The following is a 23,608-nucleotide window of genomic DNA, read 5'->3' as shown; positions in this document are numbered from 1 at the left end:
GTGGTTTGCCAATAATTAAAAACTATTTCAGATCGCCGACGGCCACGTGATCCATGTCGTCGAACACCTGATTTTCCCCGACCATGCCCCAGATAAAGGTGTAGCGCTTGGTACCGACGCCCGCATGAATCGACCAGCTCGGCGAAATCACCGCCTGCTCGTTATGCACCAGCAGATGACGTGTCTCCTGCGGTTGGCCCATCATGTGGAAGACGGCGGTGTCTGCATCCATATCAAAGTAGAAATAGACTTCCATACGGCGCTCGTGAGTGTGGCACGGCATGGTATTCCACAGGCTGCCTTCCTCAAGCTTGGTCAGACCCATCGTCAACTGACAGGTTTCCAACACGTCCGGCACGATAAATTTGTTGATGGTGCGGCGGTTGCTAGTCGAAGCATCGCCCAGTGTCTGCGGAGAAGCCTCGGCGAGCGTGATTTTCTTGTCCGGGAAACGCGAATGCGCAGGGGCACTGTTGTAATAGAACTTGGCCGGGCGGCTTGCGTCCACGCTGCTGAAATCGACCTGCCGCGCACCTTTGCCGACGTAGAGGGCTTCTTCGTTGCCGATTTCATAGGTTTTGCCATCGACCACGATCAGGCCCGGCCCGCCGATATTGATGACGCCGAGCTCGCGACGCTCAAGAAAATAGCTCACGCCCAGTTGCTTACCGACTTCATCGCCCACGGTAACCACATTATTAACGGGCATTACGCCGCCGATAATAATGCGGTCAATGTGGCTGTAGGTCATGGTGTAGTTGTCCTGCTCGAAGATTTTTTCGATCAGAAACTCCTGACGCAGACCGGTGGTATCGAGTTGTTTTGCGTGATCGCTATGAATACTTTGACGAACTTGCATGTCATTGCCTCTTCTTGGTCATCGGAAAGGAAGCGGGGTCATCGGGCGTATGGGCGGCCCGACTCGTCCTGATGAGAAAAGCATAGGACGATTGGGATGTGAATTCAATAAAAATGAAATGATGTTTTACTTTTTTGCGAGCGGGGTCAATGTTTGATGTTTTAACGCTGGGGCGAGCGCATAAAAAAGGCGGACACCCGGTCCGCCATAAGAACTTGTCATGCCGGGCTTCACCCCAGATGTTCGGCTTTAAGCTCTTTTAACGAAGACAGTTTGACATCGGCCAGCGCCCAGCGCGGGTCTTCACCCAGCAGAGGATCCGGCACGACAATCGAACGCATGCGCGCCGCCTTGGTGGCAATCATGCCGTTAAACGAGTCTTCGAGGGTCACGCAGTCGAGAGGATCCACGCCAAGCGCCGCCGCGGCCTGCAAATAGACTTCGGGATGGGGCTTGCTGTAGGGCAGATGCTCGGCGGACTGGCGAGTCTGAAAGTAGGATTGCAGGTTGAACATCTCGAGCACCTTGTCCAGCATGTGCAGCGGCGAGGCCGAAGCCAGTCCAATCTTGAGTCCTCGCGCCTGACAGAGTTTCAGCGCGTCTTCAACGCCCGGCAGCAGCGGACGGGTCCGCTCCACCTGCTCGATGGTGCGGGCAATAATCCTTGCCGTTACTTCGGCTTCGCTCACGCCTTTCCACGGCAGCACCTGCGCCCAGAGGCGCACGGTCTGGTCGATACGCAGACCCAGGGTATGGGGGATCAAATCCTTTTTGGAGATATCGACGCCCACGCTTTCAAAAATTTCCAGCTCGGATTGCATCCACAACGGTTCCGAATCAATCAGCAGTCCATCCATGTCAAAAATTGCGGCCTGAACGGGTTTTACCTGACTCATTTTTACCACTCCCTATTACACTGAATTTGCGGGTTGTCTCACGGAGCATAGCATAGACATCTTGGCGGCTTCCCGATGAAATAGTGAGTGACCAAAAGATGTTACCTAAAATTTTGGGCGTCTTTCGTTAACTATGGTTAAACTGACCTCTCAAACGAGACGTCCTAACAAGGGGAATTCATGACGTATCAACAGGCAGGGCGCGTCGCCGTCTTAAAACGCATCTTGGGATGGGTGATTTTTATCCCTGCGTTGCTCTCGACGGTTATTTCGCTGCTCAACTTTTTTACGAGCAGGCCAGAGCTGAAAAGGGCATCAACGCAGTAATGGTCGATTTTGTGCATGTGATGGTGGATATGGCCAAGTTCAACACCCCGTTCCTGCACGTCTTCTGGAACAACGCGCCGCTTCCGGTGCTGGGGCAGGGCTTGACCAGCGCCAACTTCATGTTCCTCCTGATTTACTGGCTGATTTTTGTCGGGTTGGCCTTGCAGGCGAGTGGGGCGCGCATGTCACGTCAGGTAAGACACATCCGCGAAGGCGTGCAGGATCAAATGATTCTGGAACAAACCAAAACCACCGAGGCGCGCACGCAGCAGCAAATCGAAGAGCGAATTGTCATTCCTCGCCACACGATTTTCCTGCAATATTTCCCGCTCTATATTCTGCCGCTGATTATTGCGATTGCCGCCTATTTCGTGATGAAACTATTAGGCCTGATTCCTTCATAGCGACGTAATCAGTCTGAGTAAAAGCTGAGTAAAAGCTGAATTATTCCTGAAAAAAACAAAGCCTGATCATATTATTATGGTCAGGCTTTTTTGTGGGTAAACAATTACAGGCAAACCCCTGAAAAGCTGATTAGGTTTCCTGCAATAAACGTTCAATGGCGCGCTGTGCCACCACGCTGTGCTGGCCGCCAAACAGGTTGCTGCGATTCAATAAATAATAAAGTTGATACACCGGCTGGCGTTCAATATAGCCCGCCGGAAGTGTCGTCATGCTTTGATAACCGTCGAACAGTTGCGAAGGAATATTGGGATAGAGCGGCAGCATGGCGAGATCGCATTCGCGGTCACCCCAGTAGCAGGCCGGATCGAAAATGACCGGTCCGTGTTCCGACTGCGCACAATTGTGGGGCCAGAGATCGCCGTGCAGCAGGGAAGGCTGCGGCTGGTGGTTTTGCAATCTAGCTCTCACGCGCTCGATGATGAGTTCGGTATCGCCGAAAATAATCTCTTTTTCGGCCGCCAGTTGCAGTTGCCAGCCAATGCGCTGCTGCGAGAAGAAGGTTGACCATTTGCGTTGCCAGGCGTTTGGCTGCGGCACCGTTGCCAGTTCGTTGTCGAAATCCAGTCCGAATTCGAGCTGTTCGCTCCACTGATGCAAGGCGGCGAGCTGTTGACCCAAAAGGTAGGCGTTGTCGACATCAAGCGACGTCATCGGCAGGTATTCCAGCAGCAAAAAGCTGTAGTCGCGATCGCTGCCCACGCCGTAAACATCGGGGACGGCTACCGTTTTACTCTTTGCCAGCATCGCCAGCTGATCGGCTTCGGCGGCAAAGAGAGGTAACATCTCTCGGGAATTACATTTAACAAAGACTTCGTGGTCGCCGTAATTAACCCGCCAGGCGGCATGAATTTCGCCTCCGGGCAACTCGACGCGTTCACGAATTTCGGCTTTACCCAGATGTTCACTCAACAGACGATTAACGGCTTGCCACATGGTATTACCCCTTCTGACTGGCCTGATAATTCATTACGTTAGCGTTTCTCACGCGTAAAAACTCCGATCGACTGCACAGCCTGACCGAAAATATCCCTGTTATAAAGATTATCCGTTTCGATAATGTAAATCGGGAAAGCGGTTTAAAAAATGCTATATAACGGCGTCTATACGAAACCTGACATTAATACAGGATTTATCCGATCGACTAAATCCTCAGATCCTTGTTTCATCTACCATTCTTGATATTAGTCGAAAAATATATTCAGGTGCTCAAAAAATATGTATATGCTTGCTTTCGTCCTTGCTGCGAGATAACTCATTTGAAACTCAAATTTCTCTATTTGACGACAGCGCTACTATTGGTTGGGTGCGCGAAAGAAACCCCAACGCAAACAAGCAGATTGCTTCCACAACAACGTATCCCCGACACCCCTTCGCTTATGCATCAGGGGCCATACGGAAGTGTTATCAAGCAGGCCGCCAGCACCTATGGGGTTGATGAAACACTGGTCAAGGCCATTATTCAGGTCGAATCCGGATTTAATCCGGCCGCCGTCAGCAAATCCAATGCCGTCGGATTAATGCAGCTCAAGGCCTCGACCGCCGGTCGCGACGCCTACCGTCTGAAAGGGCGCAACGGGCAGCCTTCGACCTCTGCCCTGAAAGACCCGAGCGTGAATATCGATTTGGGCACCGCTTACCTAAGCATGTTGCAGCAGCAGCTGGCCGGGATCAACAATCCCGAGACCCTGCGTTATGCCACGACAGTTGCTTATGCAAACGGCGCCGGTGCACTGCTACGAACCTTCTCGAAAGACCGGGTCTATGCCGTTGCGAAAATCAATCAGATGACCCCGCAGCAGTTTTACAGGCATATTCAGAACAACCATCCTGCCGCTCAGGCACCGCGCTATCTGTGGAAAGTGAACAACGCCTATCTGGCGATGCGCTAGGTTCACGGACAGTCCGACGAATAAAATGTGCTGCATCCGTGTAAGTTGCTGGAAAAATGCGCTTTACGGGTGCTACACTCTACCCAGTTTTTCGCGTCACACCCTAAACTCCGCCGTATTTCGAGCTTAGGCGTGTACATATTTGGCAAGGTAAAGTCGAATAGCGCGATAAACCAGATGAACTCAAATACATATATTTTTCTATATGTGCTCTGTCGTGTGGGGCACCACTGTAGATAAGGAAAGAACATGCCTGTTATTACTCTCCCTGACGGAAGTCAGCGTCAGTTTGATCATCCCGTTTCTCCCTATGATGTAGCACTGGATATCGGTCCGGGTCTGGCGAAAGCCTGTATCGCCGGTCGGGTAAACGGTGAGCTGGTTGACGCCGGCGATCTCATCGAGAACGATGCTCAGTTAGCCATCATTACCGCAAAAGACGATGCCGGTCTGGAAATTCTCCGTCACTCCTGCGCGCACCTGCTGGGTCATGCCATCAAGCAACTCTGGCCCAACACCAAGATGGCTATCGGTCCTACCATCGACAACGGTTTCTATTACGACGTCGATCTGGACCACACGCTGACCCAGGAAGATCTGGATCTGCTTGAAAAGCGCATGCACGAACTGGCTGAAAAGAATTACGACGTCGTCAAAAAGAAAGTCAGCTGGCAGGAAGCGCGCGACACCTTCGAGAGTCGCGGCGAGCAGTACAAGATTGCCATTCTTGATGAAAACATCAGCCATGACGACCGTCCCGGCCTGTATCATCACGAAGAATACGTCGATATGTGTCGGGGTCCGCACGTACCGAACATGCGTTTCTGCCATCATTTCAAACTGCAGAAAACCTCCGGTGCCTACTGGCGTGGCGACAGCGACAACAAAATGTTGCAGCGTATCTACGGCACGGCATGGGCTGACAAGAAGCAGCTGAATGCCTACCTGCAGCGTCTGGAAGAAGCGGGCAAGCGCGATCACCGTAAAATCGGCAAGATGCTTGACCTGTACCACATGCAGGAAGAAGCGCCGGGTATGGTGTTCTGGCACAATGACGGCTGGACTATCTTCCGCGAGCTGGAAGCTTTCGTGCGCATGAAGCTGAAAGAGTACCAGTATCAGGAAGTCAAGGGCCCGTTCATGATGGACCGCGTGCTCTGGGAAAAACCGGACACTGGGACAACTACAAGGAAGCGATGTTCACCACCTCTTCCGAGAACCGTGAATATTGCATCAAGCCGATGAACTGCCCGGGTCACGTGCAGATTTTCAACCAGGGGTTGAAGTCTTATCGCGATCTGCCGCTGCGCATGGCCGAATTTGGTAGCTGTCACCGCAACGAGCCGTCGGGTGCCCTGCACGGCCTGATGCGTGTGCGTGGCTTCACTCAGGACGACGCCCACATCTTCTGTACCGAAGAGCAGGTTCGCACCGAAGTGAACAGCTGCATCAAAATGGTCTATGATGTGTACGGCACCTTTGGCTTCGAAAAAGTGGTAGTCAAGCTGTCCACCCGTCCTGCCAAGCGTATCGGTACCGACGAAATGTGGGACCGTGCCGAGAAAGACCTTGCCGCTGCGTTAGTCGAAAATAACATCGCTTTCGAATATCAGCCGGGCGAAGGGGCCTTCTACGGACCAAAAATTGAATTTACCTTGCATGATTGTTTGGATCGTGCGTGGCAGTGTGGTACCGTGCAGCTCGACTTTTCATTACCGGAGCGTTTAGACGCCACTTACATCGGCGAAAGCAACGATCGTAAGACCCCGGTTATGATTCACCGAGCCATTTTGGGTTCAATGGAACGCTTCATTGGTATTCTGACCGAAGAATACGCGGGCTTCTTCCCAACCTGGATTGCTCCGGTACAGGTAGTGGTAATGAATATTACCGATACACAGGCTGCCTACGTCGAAGAATTGACCAAAAAACTGCAAGATGCAGGTATTCGCGTTAAAGCCGACTTGAGAAATGAGAAGATTGGCTTTAAAATTCGCGAACACACGCTGCGTCGTGTTCCCTATATGTTGGTTTGTGGTGATAAAGAGGTCGAAGCAGGCAAAGTTGCCGTTCGTACCCGCCGCGGTAAAGACCTGGGAAGCATGGACGTTAGCGAAGTCGTAGACAAACTGTTAGCGGAGATCCGCAGCAGAAGTCTTCATCAACTGGAGGAATAAAGTATTAAAGGCGGAAAACGAGTTCAACCGGCGCGTCCTAATCGCATTAACAGAGAGATTCGCGCGCAAGAAGTTCGCCTAACTGGCGTCGATGGCGAGCAGATTGGTATTGTCAGTCTGAATGAAGCTCTTGAAAAAGCTGAGGAAGCTGGTGTTGATTTAGTAGAAATCAGTCCGAATGCCGAGCCGCCAGTTTGCCGAATCATGGATTACGGCAAATTCCTCTACGAGAAGAGCAAATCGACCAAAGAACAGAAGAAGAAGCAAAAAGTCATTCAGGTTAAGGAAATCAAATTCCGACCTGGTACCGATGATGGCGACTATCAGGTCAAACTACGCAACCTGATTCGCTTTCTGGAAGATGGCGATAAAGCCAAGATCACGCTGCGTTTCCGCGGCCGTGAAATGGCGCACCAGCAGATCGGCATGGAAGTGCTTAACCGCGTCCGTAAAGACCTGTGTGAAGATATTGATCTGGCAGTGGTCGAATCCTTCCCTACGAAGATCGAAGGCCGTCAGATGATTATGGTGCTCGCACCCAAGAAGAAACAATAAGGCTCTCAAGTAGCCTGGCTCACGGTGTGTTCGCACACTGTGGGTCATGTTCGCCTTACTGATTCATGTTATCAACAATGCGAAGTGGAATTATTTATAATGCCAAAGATCAAAACAGTACGCGGCGCCGCTAAACGCTTCAAAAAGACTGCCAATGGCGGTTTTAAGCGTAAGCACGCTAACCTGCGTCACATTCTGACCAAAAAATCGACTAAGCGTAAACGTCACCTGCGTCCAAAAGGCCAAGTATCCAAGAACGATTTGGGTCTGGTTGCTGCATGCTTGCCGTACGCTTAAAAATATATCCGTAAAGATATATCACTTTTTTTAATCAAGAATAAAACTCAGGAGAGCATATGGCTCGCGTAAAACGTGGTGTGATTGCACGTGCACGTCACAAGAAAATTTTAAAGCAGGCGAAAGGTTACTACGGTGCCCGTTCGCGCGTATATCGTGTTGCATTCCAGGCTGTTATCAAAGCTGGTCAATACGCTTACCGTGACCGTCGTCAGAAAAAACGTCAGTTCCGTCAGCTGTGGATTGCGCGTATCAACGCAGCAGCACGTCAGAACGACATGTCTTACAGCAAATTCATCAACGGCTTGAAAAAAGCTTCGATCGAAATTGACCGTAAGATCCTGGCTGATATCGCAGTATTCGACAAAGTGGCATTCTCTGCACTGGTCGAAAAAGCGAGAGCAGCTCTGGCGTAAGTCAGGTGAAAGAGGGAGCTTGCTCCCTCTTTTATATTTCCGGAAAGCCTACACCTCCGGATCTCCAGTGTGATGATTAAGGTTCTGCAAGCATGAATGCGGCTATTTTCCGTTTCTTTTTTTACTTTAGCGCCTGACTCAGGAAGGCTTTCGCGCGTAAGAGAAGAAACGGAAACTAGCGCTAAAGCCTCCCTCGTGGAGGCTTTTTTTTGCTATTGCCGAACTAAAAACAAGAATTACTCAAACTTTTATTTCACATCGGGTCATATCGGCCAGAAGAAGAGGAAAGCAATGTCACATCTCGCAGAACTGGTTGCCCAAGCCAAGGCAGCCGTAGAGAGTGCCCATGACGTCGCCGCGTTAGATTTGGTTCGCGTCGAATATTTAGGCAAGAAGGGCCATTTGACCCTGCAGATGACTTCCCTGCGCGAACTGCCGGCGGAAGAGCGCCCGGCAGCCGGCGCGGTCATCAACCAGGCCAAGCAGGAAGTTCAGGACGCGTTGAATGCGCGCAAGAACGACCTTGAATCTGCCGCACTGAATGCGCGTCTGGCGCAGGAGACCATTGATGTCTCCCTGCCGGGTCGTCGTATCGAGAACGGTGGCCTGCATCCGGTAACGCGCACCATCGACCGCATCGAAACCTTCTTTGGCGAACTGGGCTTCTCCGTCGAGACCGGTCCTGAAATCGAAGATGACTACCATAACTTCGATGCCCTGAATATTCCGGGCCACCACCCGGCACGTGCCGACCACGACACCTTCTGGTTCGATGCGACCCGTCTGCTGCGCACCCAGACTTCCGGCGTGCAGATCCGCACCATGAAAAACCAGCAGCCGCCAATCCGCATCATTGCGCCGGGTCGCGTGTATCGTAACGATTACGACCAGACCCATACGCCAATGTTCCACCAGATGGAAGGCCTGATCGTCGACAAGGACATCTCTTTCAGCAATCTGAAAGGCACGCTGCACGACTTCCTGAACAACTTCTTTGAAGCCGATTTGCAGATTCGTTTCCGTCCGTCCTACTTCCCGTTCACCGAACCTTCCGCGGAAGTCGACGTGATGGGCAAGAACGGCAAGTGGCTCGAAGTGCTGGGCTGCGGCATGGTTCACCCGAACGTTCTGCGCAGCGTAGGCATTGACCCTGAAATCTATTCGGGCTTTGCCTTCGGTATGGGCATGGAGCGTCTCACCATGCTGCGCTATGGCGTGACCGATCTGCGTGCATTCTTCGAAAACGATCTGCGTTTCCTCAAACAGTTTAAGTAAGGCGGGAATATCACATGAAATTCAGTGAACTCTGGTTGCGCGAGTGGGTAAACCCAGCCATCAGCAGCGAAGAATTATCCGAACAAATTACCATGGCCGGTCTGGAAGTTGACGGCGTCGACGCCGTTGCCGGGGCTTTCCACGGTGTGGTCGTGGGTGAAGTCGTCGAGTGCGGTCAGCACCCGAATGCCGACAAACTGCGCGTGACCAAAATCAACGTCGGCGGCGATCGTCTGCTGGACATCGTCTGCGGCGCACCAAACTGCCGTCAGGGCCTGAAAGTGGCCGTGGCTACCGTCGGTGCCGTTCTGCCGGGCGATTTCAAAATCAAGGCCGCCAAGCTGCGTGGCGAGCCGTCCGAAGGTATGCTGTGCTCCTTCGGCGAGCTGGGCATCAATGTCGAAAGCGAAGGGATCATCGAGTTGCCGCTGGATGCGCCAATCGGTACCGATATCCGTGAATTCCTGCAACTCGATGACAACACCATCGAAATCAGCGTCACCCCGAACCGTGCCGACTGTCTCGGCATTATCGGTATTGCCCGCGATGTTGCCGTGATCAACCAGCTGCCGCTGAATGCGCCGGCGATGGACGCCGTACCGGCTACCATTGGCGACGTGCTGCCCATCGATGTGCAGGCGACCGACGCCTGTCCGCGCTATCTGGGTCGCGTTGTCAAAGGCATCAACGTAGCGGCGGCCACGCCGCTGTGGATGAGCGAAAAGCTGCGTCGCTGCGGTATCCGCTCCATCGATCCCGTGGTTGATATCACCAACTACGTGCTGCTCGAGCTGGGTCAGCCGATGCATGCATTCGACCTGAACCGCATTGAAGGCGGCATTGTCGTGCGTCTGGCTCGGAAAGACGAAACGCTGACGCTGCTTGATGGCACCACTGCCAAGCTGAACGACGACGTGCTTGTCATTGCCGACCACAACAAGGCGCTGGCGATGGGCGGAATTTTCGGCGGCGAGCATTCCGGCGTCAACGAACCAGACGCAGGACGTGCTGCTGGAGTGCGCATTCTTCAATCCGCTGTCCATTACCGGCCGTGCACGTCGTCAGGGTCTGCATACCGACGCTTCGCACCGTTACGAGCGTGGCGTCGACTCTGCGCTGCAATACCAGGCGATGGAGCGTGCCACTGCGCTGCTGCTGGAAATCTGCGGCGGACAGGCGGGTCCGGTTATCGATGCAACAACCGAATCCACCTTGCCGAAAGCGGCCAGCATTACGCTGCGCCGTGAAAAACTGGATCGTCTGATTGGTCACCACGTGGAAGATGCGCTAGTGACCGATATCCTTCAGCGTCTGGGTTGCCAGGTCGAGGTGCAGGAAGGTCGCTGGGTTGCCGTTGCACCAAGCTGGCGTTTCGACATGGAAATCGAAGAAGATCTGGTGGAAGAAGTGGCACGTGTTTACGGCTACAACAATATTCCGGATGTGCCGGTCAAGGCCGATTTGGTCATGACCCAGCATCGCGAAGCCGACCTGTCGCTGAAACGTGTTAAAAATCTGCTGGTTGACCGCGGTTTCCAGGAAGCGATTACCTACAGCTTTGTCGATCCTAAAGTGCAGCAATGGCTGCATCCGGGCGAAGACGTGCTGATGCTGCCAAGCCCGATTTCCGTCGAAATGTCTGCAATGCGCCTCTCTTTATGGACAGGTTTGCTTTCTTCAGTGGTTTATAACCAGAATCGTCAGCAGGGTCGCGTCCGTCTGTTCGAAAGTGGCCTGCGCTTTGTGCCTGATTCCGAAGCTTATTTGGGTATCCGTCAGGATGTCATGCTGTCTGGTGTCATTGCAGGCAATCGCAATGAGGAACATTGGGACCTGGCGCGCAATGCGGTTGACTACTACGATTTGAAAGGTGATCTTGAGGCGATTCTTGAGCTTACCGGCAAATTGGACGATATTCAGTTCAAGGCCGAAGTCAATCCGGCGCTGCATCCGGGACAGAGTGCTGCCATTTATTTACACGGCGAACGTATTGGTTTCATTGGAGTAGTGCATCCTGAGCTCGAGCGTAAACTGGACCTGAATGGTCGTACGGTGGTGTTCGAAATGCTGTGGAATAAGCTCGCAGACCGCGTCCTGCCTGATGCGCACGAGATTTCGCGCTTCCCGGCGAACCGTCGCGACATCGCGATTGTCGTGCCTGAAAACGTCGCCGCAGACGATATTTTGGTAGAGTGTAAGAAAGTTGGCGCAAATCAGGTAGTTGGCGTAAACTTATTTGACGTGTACCGTGGCAGGGGCGTAGCGGATGGTTTTAAAAGCCTGGCTATCAGTCTGGTATTGCAGGATACCGCTCGTACACTGGAAGAAGAGGAGATCGCCGCTACTGTTGCAAGATGTGTAGAGGCCCTAAAACAGCGATTCCAAGCATCCTTGAGGGATTGAACCTATGGCGCTTACTAAAGCTGAAATGTCAGAACACCTGTTTGAGAAGCTCGGGCTGAGCAAACGGGATGCCAAAGACCTGGTTGAGCTGTTCTTTGAAGAAGTACGTCGTGCTTTGGAGAACGGTGAACAAGTTAAATTGTCTGGCTTTGGCAATTTTGATCTGCGTGACAAAAACCAACGTCCGGGGCGTAACCCGAAAACTGGCGAGGACATTCCTATTACGGCGCGCCGTGTGGTGACCTTCCGTCCAGGACAGAAGTTGAAAAGCAGAGTGGAAAACGCCACTCCGAAAGAATAAGCACGACTGATAAAAAGGCCGCACATCGCGGCCTTTTTTTTGTGCATAAATCAGCGGAAATATGACTTAAGTGTGTCGTTTGAAAATTATTCGCCAGAAATGAAAAGATAACGTTAAGGTGTTGGGATCTTCAGGAATAGTCTGATAGATTAAATTTCGTCGCAGGAGAGAAGGGAAGTCTTTTCTGAAAGGGTTTAAGGCGCGAGGTTTATTTATTATTGACCGGATGATTAAAGTCAAATAAAAAAGGGACCGCAGCCCCTTTTAGTATGATTCACTGTATTAACCGGCTTGATGCAATAAATACATTGCAGGGCGATTAAGCGAGCGTGATATTAACGGCCAGGGCCGCCGCCATGCCAACCGCCGCCACCACCACCACCGCCGTGACCACCGCCGCCGCCAGGGCCCCAGAACCGGAGGGAACAGGCAGCCGCTCAGGCTACACGCGACCAGAGCTACCGTAACAAATGCCAATAAACGACGCATAATAATTCCTTTGTTTGATTAAACAGTCCGATTATAAATAAAACAAGGAAACGTTGTTGTCAGACTAACGTTAAGAGTTGTTAGCGTAATTATGAAAATTGAAGCTTATTTACGCAAAATTCTGCTGATTTATTTCAGGTGGGATACATTTGTGCGTTTATTGTAAATTAGCTGCAAGGCAAACGAAAAGCTCTTTTATTCTCATAGTCACCCTTTATTCCCCCTGATATAAATTCCGCAGATCTGTAATATTTCGCAGAACAATAATATTAAGGTGAACTGTGTGAAAAAATCTCATTTGATGCTGTGTATCGCGTTGGCCCTGCCTGCTCTTGCTCAGGTTAATGTTGCGCAGGCGAACCGTATCCGTCGATCTGAACGTGCCAGGTGGATCCATTCACATTGGTGATAAAAACTCCCGTGGCGATTACTGGGATGGCTATGACTGGCGCACGCCGCAGTGGTGGCGCAATCACCAGAACAAACACATGGGCGAGCGCAACAGCCGCGGCATGTATTGGCATGGCAACCGCTGGGAAGCGGCGCCGCCGCCGAAACACGATGCAGGCAGACCGCAACCTCATCGCGAGCCGCAGCACGAGCAGAACCACGGCAACCACGGCCCGCAGGATAATCATGGTCCCAAAGACAACGCAGGCCACGGCCAGCCTGTGCCTCCGCAGGATCAGCACCGCTAGGCCTTCCGGCACAGCCTGAAAATGCCAATCCGGACAGACCGTCGCATCGTTATGCGGCGGTTTTTTTTATGATTTTTCCGTGACACCTCGCAATAAGCATTCAAATCCTCTGTTAACTGTCTAATATAGGGAGATAATCAGTCAGAAGCCGCAGCACGCCCTATGTCATCGTTTCCTACATTTTCCCGGCTTGAATCGCAACACAAGCGCCGTGACAGCCAACGCCTGTGGCTGCTTCTGGCGCTGCTGATACTGGTGCTGACGTTCAGCCTGTGCGCCGGTGAACGCTGGCTGTGGCCTACTCAATGGTTGTCGTCCGAGGCCAGACTCTTTATCTGGCAGATTCGCCTGCCTCGGGCGCTCGGCGTGATTCTGGTGGGGGCCGGGCTTGCCGTGAGCGGGGCGGTGATGCAATCGCTGTTTGAAAATCCGCTGGCCGAACCCGGATTGCTTGGCGTGGCCAGCGGTGGCGGCGTGGCACTGGTCGCGTGTGTCATGCTGGGTCACGGCCTGCTGCCGGATTGGGTGATGAGCCTGAGTGCGGTTATGGGCGCGCTGGCGGTTACCTTGCTGTTGCTGCATTTTGCGCGAAAACGCTTTTTCGCCCACTCCCGCCTGCTGCTGGTGGGTGTAGCTATCGGCATAATTTGCAGCGCCGTGATGACGTGGGTCACTTATTTCAGTTCCAGTCTGGATTTACGACAACTGATGTACTGGATGATGGGCGGTTTTGGCGGCATCGACTGGCGTCAGTCCTGGTTGGGACTGCTGTTATTGCCCGTGCTGGTGTGGTTATGCTGTCAGGGGAAAACGCTCAATCTGCTGTCGCTTGGCGTTGGTCAGGCACAGCAACTCGGCTTGTCCGTTGTTCTATGGCGTAATTTACTGGTGCTGGCGATGGGCTGGATAGTCGGAATCAGCGTGGCGCTCGCGGGCGTAATCGGCTTTGTCGGACTCGTTATCCCTCATCTGTTACGCTTGTCCGGCATCACCGATCAGCGCCGCCTCCTGCCCGCCTGCGCGCTGGCAGGCGGTATCGTGCTGCTGCTGGCCGACGTAACCGCGCGTATGGCGCTCTCGTCAGCCGAGCTGCCCGTGGGTGTGGTCACGGCCATTTTGGGCGCACCGCTGTTTATCTGGTTGCTGTCGCGTGCAGACAAAGGCGATTAACGGCCGTCGGGCCGACACTGACTTTTCACCTTTTTTCCAAAACATTTCACACAGGAGATGACTCATGAGCAACGCAATCTATGCCACCCCTCTGACGACCATCGATGGCAAATCGACAACCCTTGGCGCGTATGAAGGCAAGGTGCTGCTGGTGGTCAACGTCGCCTCTCAGTGCGGCCTGACCCGACAATACGAAGGGCTTGAAAGCCTTTATCGGCAGTGGCACGCGCAGGGTTTTGAGGTGCTCGGCTTTCCGTGCAACGAATTCGGGGCGCAGGAACCTGGTACGGAAGAAGAAATTCAGACCTTTTGCAGCACGCAGTTTGGCGTAAGTTTTCCGATGTTCAGCAAAATTGAAGTCAACGGGGAAGGGCGTCATCCGCTCTATAAATCCCTGATTGCCGCAAAATCCGAGGCGGTCAAACCCGAAGGCAGCGAGTTTTATCAACGTCTGGCGAGTAAAGGCCGTGAACCGCTTCAGCCAGGCAACATCCTCTGGAACTTTGAAAAATTTCTGATTGGCCGCGATGGTCAGGTTATTCAGCGCTTTGCACCGGACATGACGCCTGAAGACCCGATTCTGGTCAACGCGGTGAAAGCCGCGATCGCGAAGTCATGATTACGAAATCACGTTAAGGGAATGCGTCCTGTTTTTCAGGGCGCAGGAGTAACTTGCCGATAACAGGCCAAACCATGCTCAAGATTGAAAGTCTGGCCGTCACCGGACGTGTTGCCGCCTTGAGTGCCGAAGTCGCGGCCGGATCCCGCGTGCACATCATCGGGCCGAACTGGGGCCGGGAAAAGCACTCTGCTGGCGAGCATGGCGGGCATGTTACCGGCAGAGGGCGAAATATCTCTCGCGGGTCAACCGCTGTCGGCGCTTACCGGTCAGGCGCTGTCGCGCTATCGCAGCTATCTACGCCAGCAGTATTTACCGCTTTCGGTAATGCCGGTTTTTCAGTATCTGTCGCTGCATCAACCCGCGGGCGTCGCACCCGCTGCGCTTGAAGAGACATTAATGATGCTGTGCGACCGTCTTCATCTTGCCGATAAACTCGCCTCGTCGATTACGCGTCTCTCCGGCGGGGAGTGGCAGCGCGTGCGAATTGTCGCCGCACTTTTGCAGGTTTGGCCCACGATTAACCCCCAGGGTCGACTTCTGCTGCTCGATGAACCGGCAAACAGTCTGGATATTGCCCATCAGCAGGCGACAGACCAGCTTGTCGATGCCTTTTGCGCGGCGGGCGGTATTGCCGTCGTCAGCGACCATGATCTCAATCATACCCTGCACCATGCTCATCACGTGTGGTTAATGAATAATGGCAAGGTCATTAAACGCGGCTCGCCCGAAGAAGTTATGCAGCCAGCGAATCTGACACCGGTCTATGGGGTTTATTTTCAGCAGCATCAGGTCGCTGGAAAAGACTGGATCCTGACGTGCTGAAATGATTCATGTATTATTAAGTTAATCCCGAGGTTTAAGAAATGGTAAAAGTTCCATTCTTGAAAAAATAATAAACTGCCTTTTCTTTGCAATATTCTCTTTATTTAAAAACACCTCCCCATATTGGCCTGTCGAGATGGCTTTCTTTAACCTTTTGTTTTAAAAGAAAATTTATTGGTAATTCGTGCTTTATTATCTCTTTTATTTTCTTAAGGTTAAATTAAGCATAAACGAAAATAATCTTATCACGATGAATAGGGCATGTTTACTTACCGTTAAATAAGTGAACGCTACACTCGAAAATATAACTGTTTCTAACGTCTGAAAACGATGAGCGTTAACGTGATCCATTAATTGGGTCCCTTAACGGGATCCATTAACGACAGGATATACGCGATGGAAAACTTTTTACCTTTTTCGCGCCCCTCGATGGGGGAAGAAGAAATTCACGCCGTCGGGCAGGTATTGCGTAGCGGGTGGATTACTACGGGTCCGCAAACCCATCAGCTTGAGCAGGATTTCTGCGCCACCTTTGGCAGTAAACACGCCATTGCGGTGAGTTCCGCAACCGGCGGAATGCATATCACGCTGCTGGCACTCGGCATCGGCCCCGGCGATGAAGTTATCACGCCCTCGCAGACCTGGGTGTCCACTCTCAACATGATTGTGCTGCTGGGTGCGGAACCGGTCATGGTCGATGTCGACCCCAACACGTTAATGGTAAGGCCCGAAGAGGTAGCAGCGGCCATTACGCCTAAAACCAAAGCCATTATTCCTGTTCATTACGCAGGTGCTGCGCTGGATCTCTACCCGCTTTACGCGCTCGCCGAGCAACATGGCATCGCCCTGATTGAAGATGCAGCCCATGCGGCAGGCAGTCGCTATCAGGAGCGCTGGATTGGCGCACAGGGTACGGCTATCTTTTCCTTCCACGCCATTAAAAACATGACCTGTGCGGAAGGCGGAATCATTGCCACCGACGACGACGCGCTGGCCGCCAGAGTCAGAATGCTGAAATTCCATGGTCTGGCCGTCGATGCCTTCGACAGACAGGCTCTGGGCCGTCGTCCGCAAGCCGAGGTGATTGAGCCGGGCTACAAGTACAATTTGTCGGATGTTCATGCCGCGATAGCGGTCGTGCAGCTAAGGCGTCTATCTGAAATGAATGCGCGCCGCGCCGCACTCGCCGAGCGTTACCTGCAAAAGCTACAGGGTACGCCCTTCCTGCCGCTGCATATCCCGACGTATCCCCATCTGCATAGCTGGCACCTGTTTATCATTCGTGTTGACGAGGCAAGCTGCGGCATCGACAGAGACGCCCTGATGGAGGCATTGAAAGAGCAGGGTATTGGTACCGGCCTGCATTTTCGCGCCGCACATACCCAGAAATTTTACCGTGAGCGCTATCCCGACCTTTCTTTGCCGCACAGCGAATGGAATAGCGCACGGCTGTGCAGTTTACCGCTGTTCCCGGATATGCAGGACAGCGATGTGGATCGCGTCACCAACGTGCTGCTATCCCTGCTGGAGAAGACCCGTGTCACAATTTGAAGCCATACAGAAAGTCTCGATAGTCATTCCGGTTTTTAACGAACAGGAAAGTTTACCCGCCTTGCTGACTCGCACACTGGCGGCCTGTCGGCAGTTAACCCAGACATTTGAAATCGTGCTGGTGGATGATGGCAGTACCGATAATTCGGCCGAGATGTTGACCGATGCGGCTGAAGATCCCGAAAACTGCGTGGTGGCCGTGCTGCTTAACCGCAACTATGGACAGCATTCGGCCATTATGGCCGGTTTCAATCAGGTCACGGGCGATTTGATTATTACGCTTGACGCCGACCTCCAGAATCCGCCCGAAGAGATCCCGCATCTGGTTCGGAAAGCCGAAGAAGGCTATGACGTGGTAGGTACCGTGCGTGCCAATCGTCAGGATTCGTGGTTTCGCAAAAATGCCTCGCGAGTTATCAACCTGATGATTCAGCGCGCCACCGGCAAGGCAATGGGCGATTACGGCTGCATGCTGCGGGCCTACCGTCGACATATCGTCAAGGCCATGCTCAATTGCCACGAGCGCAGCACCTTTATTCCCATACTGGCCAACACCTTTGCGCGTCGCACTGCCGAAATCCCCGTTCAGCACGCCGAGCGGGCGTATGGCGATTCGAAATACAACTTGATGAAACTGGTCAATCTGATGTTTGACCTGATTACCTGTTTGACCACGACACCGCTGCGCATGCTTAGCGTTGTGGGCAGTGTGGTGGCGCTTTGCGGCTTCCTGCTGGCGGTTACATTGTTGTTAATGCGATTGATTTTTGGTGCCGAATGGGCGGCAGAGGGTGTGTTTACGCTCTTTGCCCTGCTGTTCATGTTTGTCGGCGCGCAGTTTGTTGGCATGGGGCTGCTTGGCGAGTATATCGGGCGCATCTATACCGACGTGCGGGCTCGGCCTCGTTATTTTGTGCAAAAAGTTATCGGGGCGGTCGCCGTGGATAACGCTAAAGATCAGGAAAACACCTTATGAAAGCGATCGTTTTTGCCTATCACGATATTGGTTGTGTGGGTTTACAGGCACTGGTGGCGGCAGGTTATGACGTTCAGGCGGTATTTACCCATGCCGATGCGCCCGATGAAAATCAGTTTTTCTCTTCCGTGGCGCGCGTGGGTGCCGAACTGGATCTGCCGGTCTACGCGCCCGAAGACGTTAACCATCCCCTTTGGCTGGATAACATTCGCGCCTTGCAGCCCGACATTATTTTCTCGTTTTATTACCGCAACCTGCTGAGTGATGCCTTGCTGTCGATTGCGCCTTTGGGCGGGTTCAACCTGCACGGTTCGCTGCTGCCGCGTTACCGCGGACGTGCGCCGGTCAACTGGGCGCTGCTGCATGGCGAAACGCACACGGGTGTTACCCTGCATAAAATGGTGAAACGTCCGGATGCGGGCGATATTGTCAGTCAGCTGGCGGTTGATATCGCGCCGCAGGACACAGCACTCAGCCTGCACGGCAAACTCAAGGATGCGGCACAAACGCTTCTCGCCAAAACCTTGCCGACCATACGGGTGGGTGAAATCAGCCTCACGCCGCAAGACGAATCGCACGCCAGCTATTTTGGTCGCAGAACGGCCGCCGACGGCGAAATCCACTGGCAGCAACCGGCACAGAAAATTCATAACCTGGTTCGCGCGGTCACAGAGCCTTATCCTGGCGCATTCAGCTATCTGGGCGAGCGGAAATTGACCGTCTGGCGCTCGCGGGCGCTGGAGATGCAACACGACAAACGGCCGGGTACCGTGCTTTCGAGTCATCCTCTGGTTGTGGCCTGCGGCGAAGGAGCGCTGGAGATACTGGCGGGGCAGAATGAGTCCGGGCTTTATGTTCAGGGGTCACGTCTGGCGCTCGAGATGGGTATCATGCCTGATGTCAGACTCTCGTCCAAACCGACCGCCGTGATGAAACGCCGGACCCGCGTGTTGATTCTCGGGGTTAACGGTTTTATCGGTAACCATCTGAGCGAGCGCCTGCTGCGCGATGATAATTACGAAATCTATGGTCTCGATATCAGTTCCGACGCCATCGGGCGATTTATGGGCAATCCGCGTTTCCATTTCGTTGAAGGCGATATCAGCATTCATTCCGAATGGATCGAATACCACATCAAGAAATGCGACGTCGTGCTGCCGCTGGTCGCCATTGCCACGCCTATCGAATATACCCGCAATCCTCTGCGCGTTTTCGAGCTGGATTTCGAAGAAAACCTGAAAATCGTTCGCGACTGCGTGAAGTACAAAAAACGGATTATCTTCCCGTCGACCTCCGAAGTTTACGGCATGTGCGATGACAAAGAGTTTGATGAAGACACCTCGCGACTGATAGTCGGGCCTATCAACAAGCAGCGCTGGATCTATTCTATCTCCAAGCAACTTCTGGATCGCGTCATCTGGGCGTATGGCGCAAAAGAAGGGCTGCGTTTTACCCTGTTCCGTCCGTTTAACTGGATGGGGCCGCGTCTGGACAATCTTGACGCCGCGCGGGTCGGCAGTTCACGTGCCATTACCCAGCTTATTCTCAATCTGGTCGAAGGTTCGCCTATCAAGCTTATCGACGGCGGCGAGCAGAAGCGCTGTTTCACCGACATCAACGATGGTATCGAGGCGCTGTTTAGAATTATCGAAAACCGCGATGGCCTGTGTGACGGTCAGATAATCAATATCGGCAATCCCGAAAATGAAGCGAGTATTCGCCAGCTGGCCGAGATGCTGCTGAAAAGCTTTGAGGCGCATCCACTGCGTAGCCATTTCCCTCCGTTCGCCGGTATGAAACTGGTGGAAAGCAGCAGTTATTACGGCAAGGGCTATCAGGATGTCGAGCACCGCACGCCAAGCATTAAAAATGCCCGTCGTCTGCTCAACTGGCAGCCGGAAGTCAGCATGGACAAAACGGTAGAAGCCACGCTGGACTTCTTCCTGCGCTCGGTCGAGTTAACGGAAAAGGTAGGGTAAGCCGTTGAAAGAAAATAGAAGGGTCGGGCTGAGGATTGACGTCGATACATTAAGCGGTACGCGGCATGGCGTGCCCGAGCTGTTAAGGATTCTGGACAAACATCGCATCACCGCCACCTTCTTTTTCAGCGTCGGGCCAGACAACATGGGGCGTCATTTATGGCGCCTGCTTCGACCCCGATTTTTATGGAAGATGCTGCGCTCGAATGCCGCCTCACTTTATGGTCTGGATATTCTCTTTGCCGGAACCGCATGGCCCGGTCGAGTCATAGCCAAAACTTGTGCGGGCATTATGAAAGAGACAGCCGAGCGCGGACACGAAATCGGCCTCCATGCCTGGGATCATCAAGGGTGGCAGGCCAACGTCGAGAAATGGAGTGACGATCAACTCGAAAAGCAGATACGAAAGGGGCAGGTCGCGCTCGAAAACGCGATCGGCAAACCGGTAGATTGTTCGGCCGTGCCGGGTTGGCGCGCCGACTCGCGAGTCATCGACATCAAGGAAAAATTCCGTTTTCGCTATAACAGCGACTGTCGCGGCGGCAGCCTGTTTCGCCCACGGCTTGAAAACGGCGACACCGGAACCGTTCAAATTCCGGTAACACTGCCCACCTACGATGAAGTCATTGGCCGTGAAATCAACGACGCAGGCTACAACAACTACATTCTGAATCTGATTGACAACAACGCAGGACTGGCGGTTTACACCCTTCACGCCGAGGTGGAAGGAATGTCCCGCGCGGCAATGTTCGACGATTTTTTGACTCGCGCCGCAGAGCGCGGCCTGCACTTTTGTGAATTGGGCCGTTTATTGCCTGCCCGTTCCAGTGAGCTCGCTATCGGCAGTGTCGTGCGCGCACCGTTTCCGGGGCGGGAAGGGTGGTTAGGCCGTCAGTCAACCGGAGTCGAATAAATGCCCATCTTGCCTAAACGCGCCCTTGGGCCCCTGCTGCTGCTCTATTTTGCCGTCATCTATCTGTTGCCGCTTAATCTTCGCGCCCTATGGATGCCCGATGAAACACGTTATGCCGAAATCAGCCGCGAGATGTTACAGCGCGGCGACTGGATAGTGCCGCATTTTCTCGGCTTACGCTATTTCGAAAAGCCTGACGCAGGTTACTGGATAAACAATCTCAGCCAGTTAATCTGGGGACACTCCAATTTTGCCGTGCGTTTCGGCTCGGTATTTTCAACAGGCATAAGCGCTTTACTGTTGTTCTGGCTCGCCAATCTCCTCTGGAGCAATCGGCAGAAAGCCTACAGCGCAGTGGTCATCTATCTCTCCTGCGTGCTGGTATTCAGTATTGGCACTTATAGCGTGCTTGATCCCATGATAACGCTGTGGATGACCGCCGCGATGCTGTGCAGCTATTTCTGTTTGCGGGTGACCTCTCTCAAACACAAGATGACAAGCTGGATAGCACTCGGGTTTGTCTGCGCGATGGGCTTTATGACCAAGGGCTTTCTGGCGCTGGCATTGCCGGTGATTGCCGTCCTGCCCATTGTCTGGCGAGAAAGGCGGATTAAAACCCTGCTGGGCTGGGGACCGCTTGCTATTGCCAGCGCCGCGTTGCTCAGTCTGCCGTGGGTTATTGCCATTGGCAGGCGCGAGCCGGATTTCTGGAACTACTTTTTTTGGGTCGAGCATATTCAGCGCTTTGCGGAAAAGGATGCACAACATGGCGCGCCGTTTTGGTATTACCTGCCGATTCTGCTGCTGGGCACCTTGCCGTGGATGGCGCTATTGCCCGGTGCGCTGTGGGCGGCGTGGAAACGTAAATCCCAGCGCTCCGAGCTGTTCTTCCTGCTAAGTTGGGCCATTATGCCGCTGATTTTTTCAGCATCGCGCACGGGAAATTGCCCACCTATATCTTGCCGTGCTTTGCGCCCCTGGCGCTGCTGATGGCGGATTATCTTGAGCAGATACGCCAATCGACTCACCTGCGAATCCTGAAAATCAATGGCCTGATCAACCTGCTGTTTGGCGCATTAACTTCGCTGGTCTTGCTGCTTTCGGCGTTTTTACCGAGGCTTAACGGGAAAATTTATGCCCCCGATGAACATGCCGCGTGGTTTATGGCATTACTGTGCTGCATTGGCTGGGCGCTGGCGGGAGCAATAAGCCTGTCTGCCTCGCGGCGATGGTATTGGGCCGCTGCCTGCCCACTGGTGCTTTCACTGCTGGTGGGGCAGGCCATTCCGCAGCGGGTTATCGACTCCAAACAGCCGCAGGCCTTTATCCAGCAGAACGGCCCACTCCTGCGCCAGAGCCGTTTTGTGTTGACCAATGATGTCGGATTGGCCGCCGGATTGGCATGGGAACTGCGCCGCAGCGATATTCTGATGTATGACGAGAAGGGGGAGCTGGAATACGGGTTGAATTATCCAGACGCTAAAGGGCGCTACATTGGCAGCGAGGCTCTTGCGGGCTGGCTGATAAAGGCACGCGAACCAGGGAGACGTCAGTCTGCTGGTCAAGCTCGACAACAAGGTGCAGAACTCGGCGCTTTTCCCGCCGGCCGATGTCGAAATCCAGGCCAACCGCTTCAGAATGCTGGTGTATAAAAAGCTGCCATGAGTGATTATCTGCTGCTATTTGGCGTGATTATCTTTACCTGTGCGGGTCAGCTGTGTCAGAAAAAGCCGCGCAGCAACTCGCCGCCTCGCGAGCCGCTATTTTGGGCTGGATAATGCTGGCGCTTATACTGATGGGTTGTGCGCTGCTGGGTTGGCTGCGGGTATTACAGCATCTGCCGTTGAGTGTGGCTTATCCTCTGCTTAGCTTGAACTTTGTATTGATTGCGCTCGGTGCGCGGTTCTGTTTTGGTGAAACTCTCGAAAAACGTCACTGGCTCGGCATCGTATTTATCATGCTGGGCGTTACCTTGATGGGGATCCGCTGATGAAAGGTTATCTGTGGGGTATCGCCAGCCTGTTTTTGGTCAGTATGGCGCAGCTTCTCATGAAATGGAGTGTGATGCGGCTGCCGACGAGCCTGCCCGACACGGTGCAATCGAGCCTGATAATGGGCCATTTGCCCGCCCTGATCGCCCTTTTCAGTGGGATCGCCGGGTATGCATTGTCGATGGTCTGCTGGTTCTTTGCCTTGCGAAGGCTGCCGCTTAATCGTGCCTACAGTTTGCTCGGGCTGAGCTACGCGCTGGTTTATCTCGCGGCCGCCTGCCTGCCCGTATTCAATGAGCCTTTGCAGGCGCTTAAATCTCTGGGCGCCATACTGATTGTCATGGGTGTCGGGCTGATTAACCATCAGGGTGCCCGATCGGCAATTCCCCCGTCCAGATGACAAGAAATTCTCTACCTCCACGTCGATTTTAGTTGGACGACAGATAAAATAACGTTAGATTCTTTTAATCCATTGATAACGGCACGTTATCCTTTACTCGCCTTGCGCGTAAATGTTTCGGGATGTCAGCCAGGGAA

18 protein-coding genes, 6 pseudogenes and 1 other annotated feature are annotated in these 23,608 nt (G+C 53.2%); of the genes and pseudogenes, 21 read left to right on the top strand and 3 right to left on the bottom strand.

Translation table 11 applies throughout. From position 1 onward, the window contains the following. Positions 1-22: 22 nt before the first annotated feature. On the bottom strand, positions 23-859 hold the full coding sequence (gene kduI / locus O1V66_RS09990; RefSeq protein ID WP_045046560.1) for a 5-dehydro-4-deoxy-D-glucuronate isomerase: 837 nt from the start codon (positions 857-859) through the stop codon (positions 23-25). A gap of 230 nt (positions 860-1,089) precedes the next feature. After that, complete coding sequence (gene hxpB / locus O1V66_RS09985; RefSeq protein ID WP_045046561.1) at positions 1,090-1,755, bottom strand: hexitol phosphatase HxpB; 666 nt, start codon at positions 1,753-1,755, stop codon at positions 1,090-1,092. A 180-nt stretch (positions 1,756-1,935) separates the two neighbouring features. Here hxpB and O1V66_RS09980 point away from each other — a divergent pair. Further along, positions 1,936-2,486: pseudogene (locus tag O1V66_RS09980) on the top strand (YniB family protein). 130 nt (positions 2,487-2,616) lie between these two features. Here O1V66_RS09980 and O1V66_RS09975 read toward each other — a convergent pair. Beyond that, a complete protein-coding gene (locus O1V66_RS09975; protein WP_045046563.1) occupies positions 2,617-3,480 on the bottom strand; it encodes a fructosamine kinase family protein in 864 nt (287 codons plus the stop codon). Positions 3,481-3,803: 323 nt separating this feature from the next. On the opposite strand from O1V66_RS09975, the gene O1V66_RS09970 reads away from it, so the two are divergent. From O1V66_RS09970 to arnF, 20 genes and pseudogenes are all read left to right on the top strand, one after another. Beyond that, positions 3,804-4,436: a transglycosylase SLT domain-containing protein gene (locus tag O1V66_RS09970; protein WP_082050950.1), complete on the top strand. Its 633-nt coding sequence runs from the start codon at positions 3,804-3,806 to the stop codon at positions 4,434-4,436. Between the two features lie 249 nt (positions 4,437-4,685). Next, positions 4,686-6,613 (top strand): annotated as a pseudogene (thrS, locus tag O1V66_RS09965) (threonine--tRNA ligase). A gap of 3 nt (positions 6,614-6,616) precedes the next feature. Beyond that, positions 6,617-7,168, top strand: a complete 552-nt coding sequence (gene infC / locus O1V66_RS09960) for a translation initiation factor IF-3 (protein ID WP_071882841.1) — start codon at positions 6,617-6,619, stop codon at positions 7,166-7,168. Positions 7,169-7,267: 99 nt separating this feature from the next. After that, entirely contained in the window at positions 7,268-7,465 is a 198-nt protein-coding gene (rpmI, locus tag O1V66_RS09955) for a 50S ribosomal protein L35 (RefSeq protein ID WP_045046566.1), read from the top strand. 59 nt (positions 7,466-7,524) lie between these two features. Beyond that, on the top strand, positions 7,525-7,881 hold the full coding sequence (gene rplT / locus O1V66_RS09950) for a 50S ribosomal protein L20 (RefSeq protein ID WP_009635878.1): 357 nt from the start codon (positions 7,525-7,527) through the stop codon (positions 7,879-7,881). Between the two features lie 87 nt (positions 7,882-7,968). Next, positions 7,969-8,093: a sequence feature (Phe leader region), on the top strand. Continuing rightward, positions 7,974-8,018, top strand: a complete 45-nt coding sequence (gene pheM / locus O1V66_RS09945) for a pheST operon leader peptide PheM (protein ID WP_106120997.1) — start codon at positions 7,974-7,976, stop codon at positions 8,016-8,018. Its footprint overlaps the feature before it by 45 nt. Positions 8,094-8,172: 79 nt before the next feature. Continuing rightward, on the top strand, positions 8,173-9,156 hold the full coding sequence (gene pheS / locus O1V66_RS09940) for a phenylalanine--tRNA ligase subunit alpha (RefSeq protein ID WP_045046567.1): 984 nt from the start codon (positions 8,173-8,175) through the stop codon (positions 9,154-9,156). Between the two features lie 14 nt (positions 9,157-9,170). After that, a pseudogene (gene pheT, locus O1V66_RS09935) lies at positions 9,171-11,559 on the top strand (phenylalanine--tRNA ligase subunit beta). 4 nt (positions 11,560-11,563) lie between these two features. Further along, entirely contained in the window at positions 11,564-11,860 is a 297-nt protein-coding gene (gene ihfA / locus O1V66_RS09930) for an integration host factor subunit alpha (RefSeq protein ID WP_004717732.1), read from the top strand. Between the two features lie 869 nt (positions 11,861-12,729). Then, entirely contained in the window at positions 12,730-13,047 is a 318-nt protein-coding gene (locus O1V66_RS09925) for a DUF2502 domain-containing protein (RefSeq protein ID WP_269128292.1), read from the top strand. A 162-nt stretch (positions 13,048-13,209) separates the two neighbouring features. Then, positions 13,210-14,217, top strand: a complete 1,008-nt coding sequence (gene btuC, locus O1V66_RS09920; RefSeq protein ID WP_045046570.1) for a vitamin B12 ABC transporter permease BtuC — start codon at positions 13,210-13,212, stop codon at positions 14,215-14,217. A gap of 64 nt (positions 14,218-14,281) precedes the next feature. Further along, on the top strand, positions 14,282-14,836 hold the full coding sequence (locus O1V66_RS09915; RefSeq protein ID WP_045046571.1) for a glutathione peroxidase: 555 nt from the start codon (positions 14,282-14,284) through the stop codon (positions 14,834-14,836). Between the two features lie 74 nt (positions 14,837-14,910). After that, positions 14,911-15,661: pseudogene (btuD, locus tag O1V66_RS09910) on the top strand (vitamin B12 ABC transporter ATP-binding protein BtuD). A 396-nt stretch (positions 15,662-16,057) separates the two neighbouring features. After that, complete coding sequence (gene arnB, locus O1V66_RS09905) at positions 16,058-17,212, top strand: UDP-4-amino-4-deoxy-L-arabinose aminotransferase (protein ID WP_045046573.1); 1,155 nt, start codon at positions 16,058-16,060, stop codon at positions 17,210-17,212. Beyond that, positions 17,199-18,188, top strand: coding sequence for an undecaprenyl-phosphate 4-deoxy-4-formamido-L-arabinose transferase (gene arnC, locus O1V66_RS09900; protein ID WP_045046574.1), 990 nt, complete (start codon positions 17,199-17,201; stop codon positions 18,186-18,188). The genes arnB and arnC overlap by 14 nt, the downstream gene beginning before the upstream one ends. After that, complete coding sequence (gene arnA / locus O1V66_RS09895) at positions 18,185-20,167, top strand: bifunctional UDP-4-amino-4-deoxy-L-arabinose formyltransferase/UDP-glucuronic acid oxidase ArnA (protein WP_045046575.1); 1,983 nt, start codon at positions 18,185-18,187, stop codon at positions 20,165-20,167. The genes arnC and arnA overlap by 4 nt, the downstream gene beginning before the upstream one ends. Before the next feature lie 4 nt (positions 20,168-20,171). Then, complete coding sequence (arnD, locus tag O1V66_RS09890; protein ID WP_045046576.1) at positions 20,172-21,080, top strand: 4-deoxy-4-formamido-L-arabinose-phosphoundecaprenol deformylase; 909 nt, start codon at positions 20,172-20,174, stop codon at positions 21,078-21,080. Further along, a pseudogene (arnT, locus tag O1V66_RS09885) lies at positions 21,081-22,745 on the top strand (lipid IV(A) 4-amino-4-deoxy-L-arabinosyltransferase). Continuing rightward, positions 22,742-23,070: pseudogene (gene arnE, locus O1V66_RS09880) on the top strand (4-amino-4-deoxy-L-arabinose-phosphoundecaprenol flippase subunit ArnE). Before arnT ends, arnE begins: the two co-directional pseudogenes overlap by 4 nt. Next, positions 23,070-23,471 (top strand): 4-amino-4-deoxy-L-arabinose-phosphoundecaprenol flippase subunit ArnF, encoded by a 402-nt coding sequence (gene arnF, locus O1V66_RS09875; RefSeq protein WP_045046579.1) that lies wholly within the window; start codon positions 23,070-23,072, stop codon positions 23,469-23,471. The pseudogene arnE and the gene arnF overlap by 1 nt, the downstream one beginning before the upstream one ends. Positions 23,472-23,608: the final 137 nt, after the last annotated feature.

This window comes from Rouxiella chamberiensis (genome assembly GCF_026967475.1).
Taxonomy (GTDB): Bacteria; Pseudomonadota; Gammaproteobacteria; order Enterobacterales; family Enterobacteriaceae; genus Rouxiella; species Rouxiella chamberiensis.
The sequence above is the reverse complement of the archived record's forward strand: the minus strand, read 5'-3'. Positions and strand labels throughout refer to the sequence as shown.

Bases quoted from the DNA above. Each gene is read 5' to 3' on its own strand.
- btuC (WP_045046570.1), top strand. From the start codon at position 13,210: ATGTCATCGTTTCCTACATTTTCCCGGCTTGAATCGCAACACAAGCGC.
- rpmI (WP_045046566.1), top strand. From the start codon at position 7,268: ATGCCAAAGATCAAAACAGTACGCGGCGCCGCTAAACGCTTCAAAAAG.
- hxpB (WP_045046561.1), bottom strand. From the start codon at position 1,755: ATGAGTCAGGTAAAACCCGTTCAGGCCGCAATTTTTGACATGGATGGA.
- arnF (WP_045046579.1), top strand. From the start codon at position 23,070: ATGAAAGGTTATCTGTGGGGTATCGCCAGCCTGTTTTTGGTCAGTATG.
- arnB (WP_045046573.1), top strand. From the start codon at position 16,058: ATGGAAAACTTTTTACCTTTTTCGCGCCCCTCGATGGGGGAAGAAGAA.
- ihfA (WP_004717732.1), top strand. From the start codon at position 11,564: ATGGCGCTTACTAAAGCTGAAATGTCAGAACACCTGTTTGAGAAGCTC.
- O1V66_RS09915 (WP_045046571.1), top strand. From the start codon at position 14,282: ATGAGCAACGCAATCTATGCCACCCCTCTGACGACCATCGATGGCAAA.
- O1V66_RS09975 (WP_045046563.1), bottom strand. From the start codon at position 3,480: ATGTGGCAAGCCGTTAATCGTCTGTTGAGTGAACATCTGGGTAAAGCC.
- rplT (WP_009635878.1), top strand. From the start codon at position 7,525: ATGGCTCGCGTAAAACGTGGTGTGATTGCACGTGCACGTCACAAGAAA.
- kduI (WP_045046560.1), bottom strand. From the start codon at position 859: ATGCAAGTTCGTCAAAGTATTCATAGCGATCACGCAAAACAACTCGAT.
- arnA (WP_045046575.1), top strand. From the start codon at position 18,185: ATGAAAGCGATCGTTTTTGCCTATCACGATATTGGTTGTGTGGGTTTA.
- pheS (WP_045046567.1), top strand. From the start codon at position 8,173: ATGTCACATCTCGCAGAACTGGTTGCCCAAGCCAAGGCAGCCGTAGAG.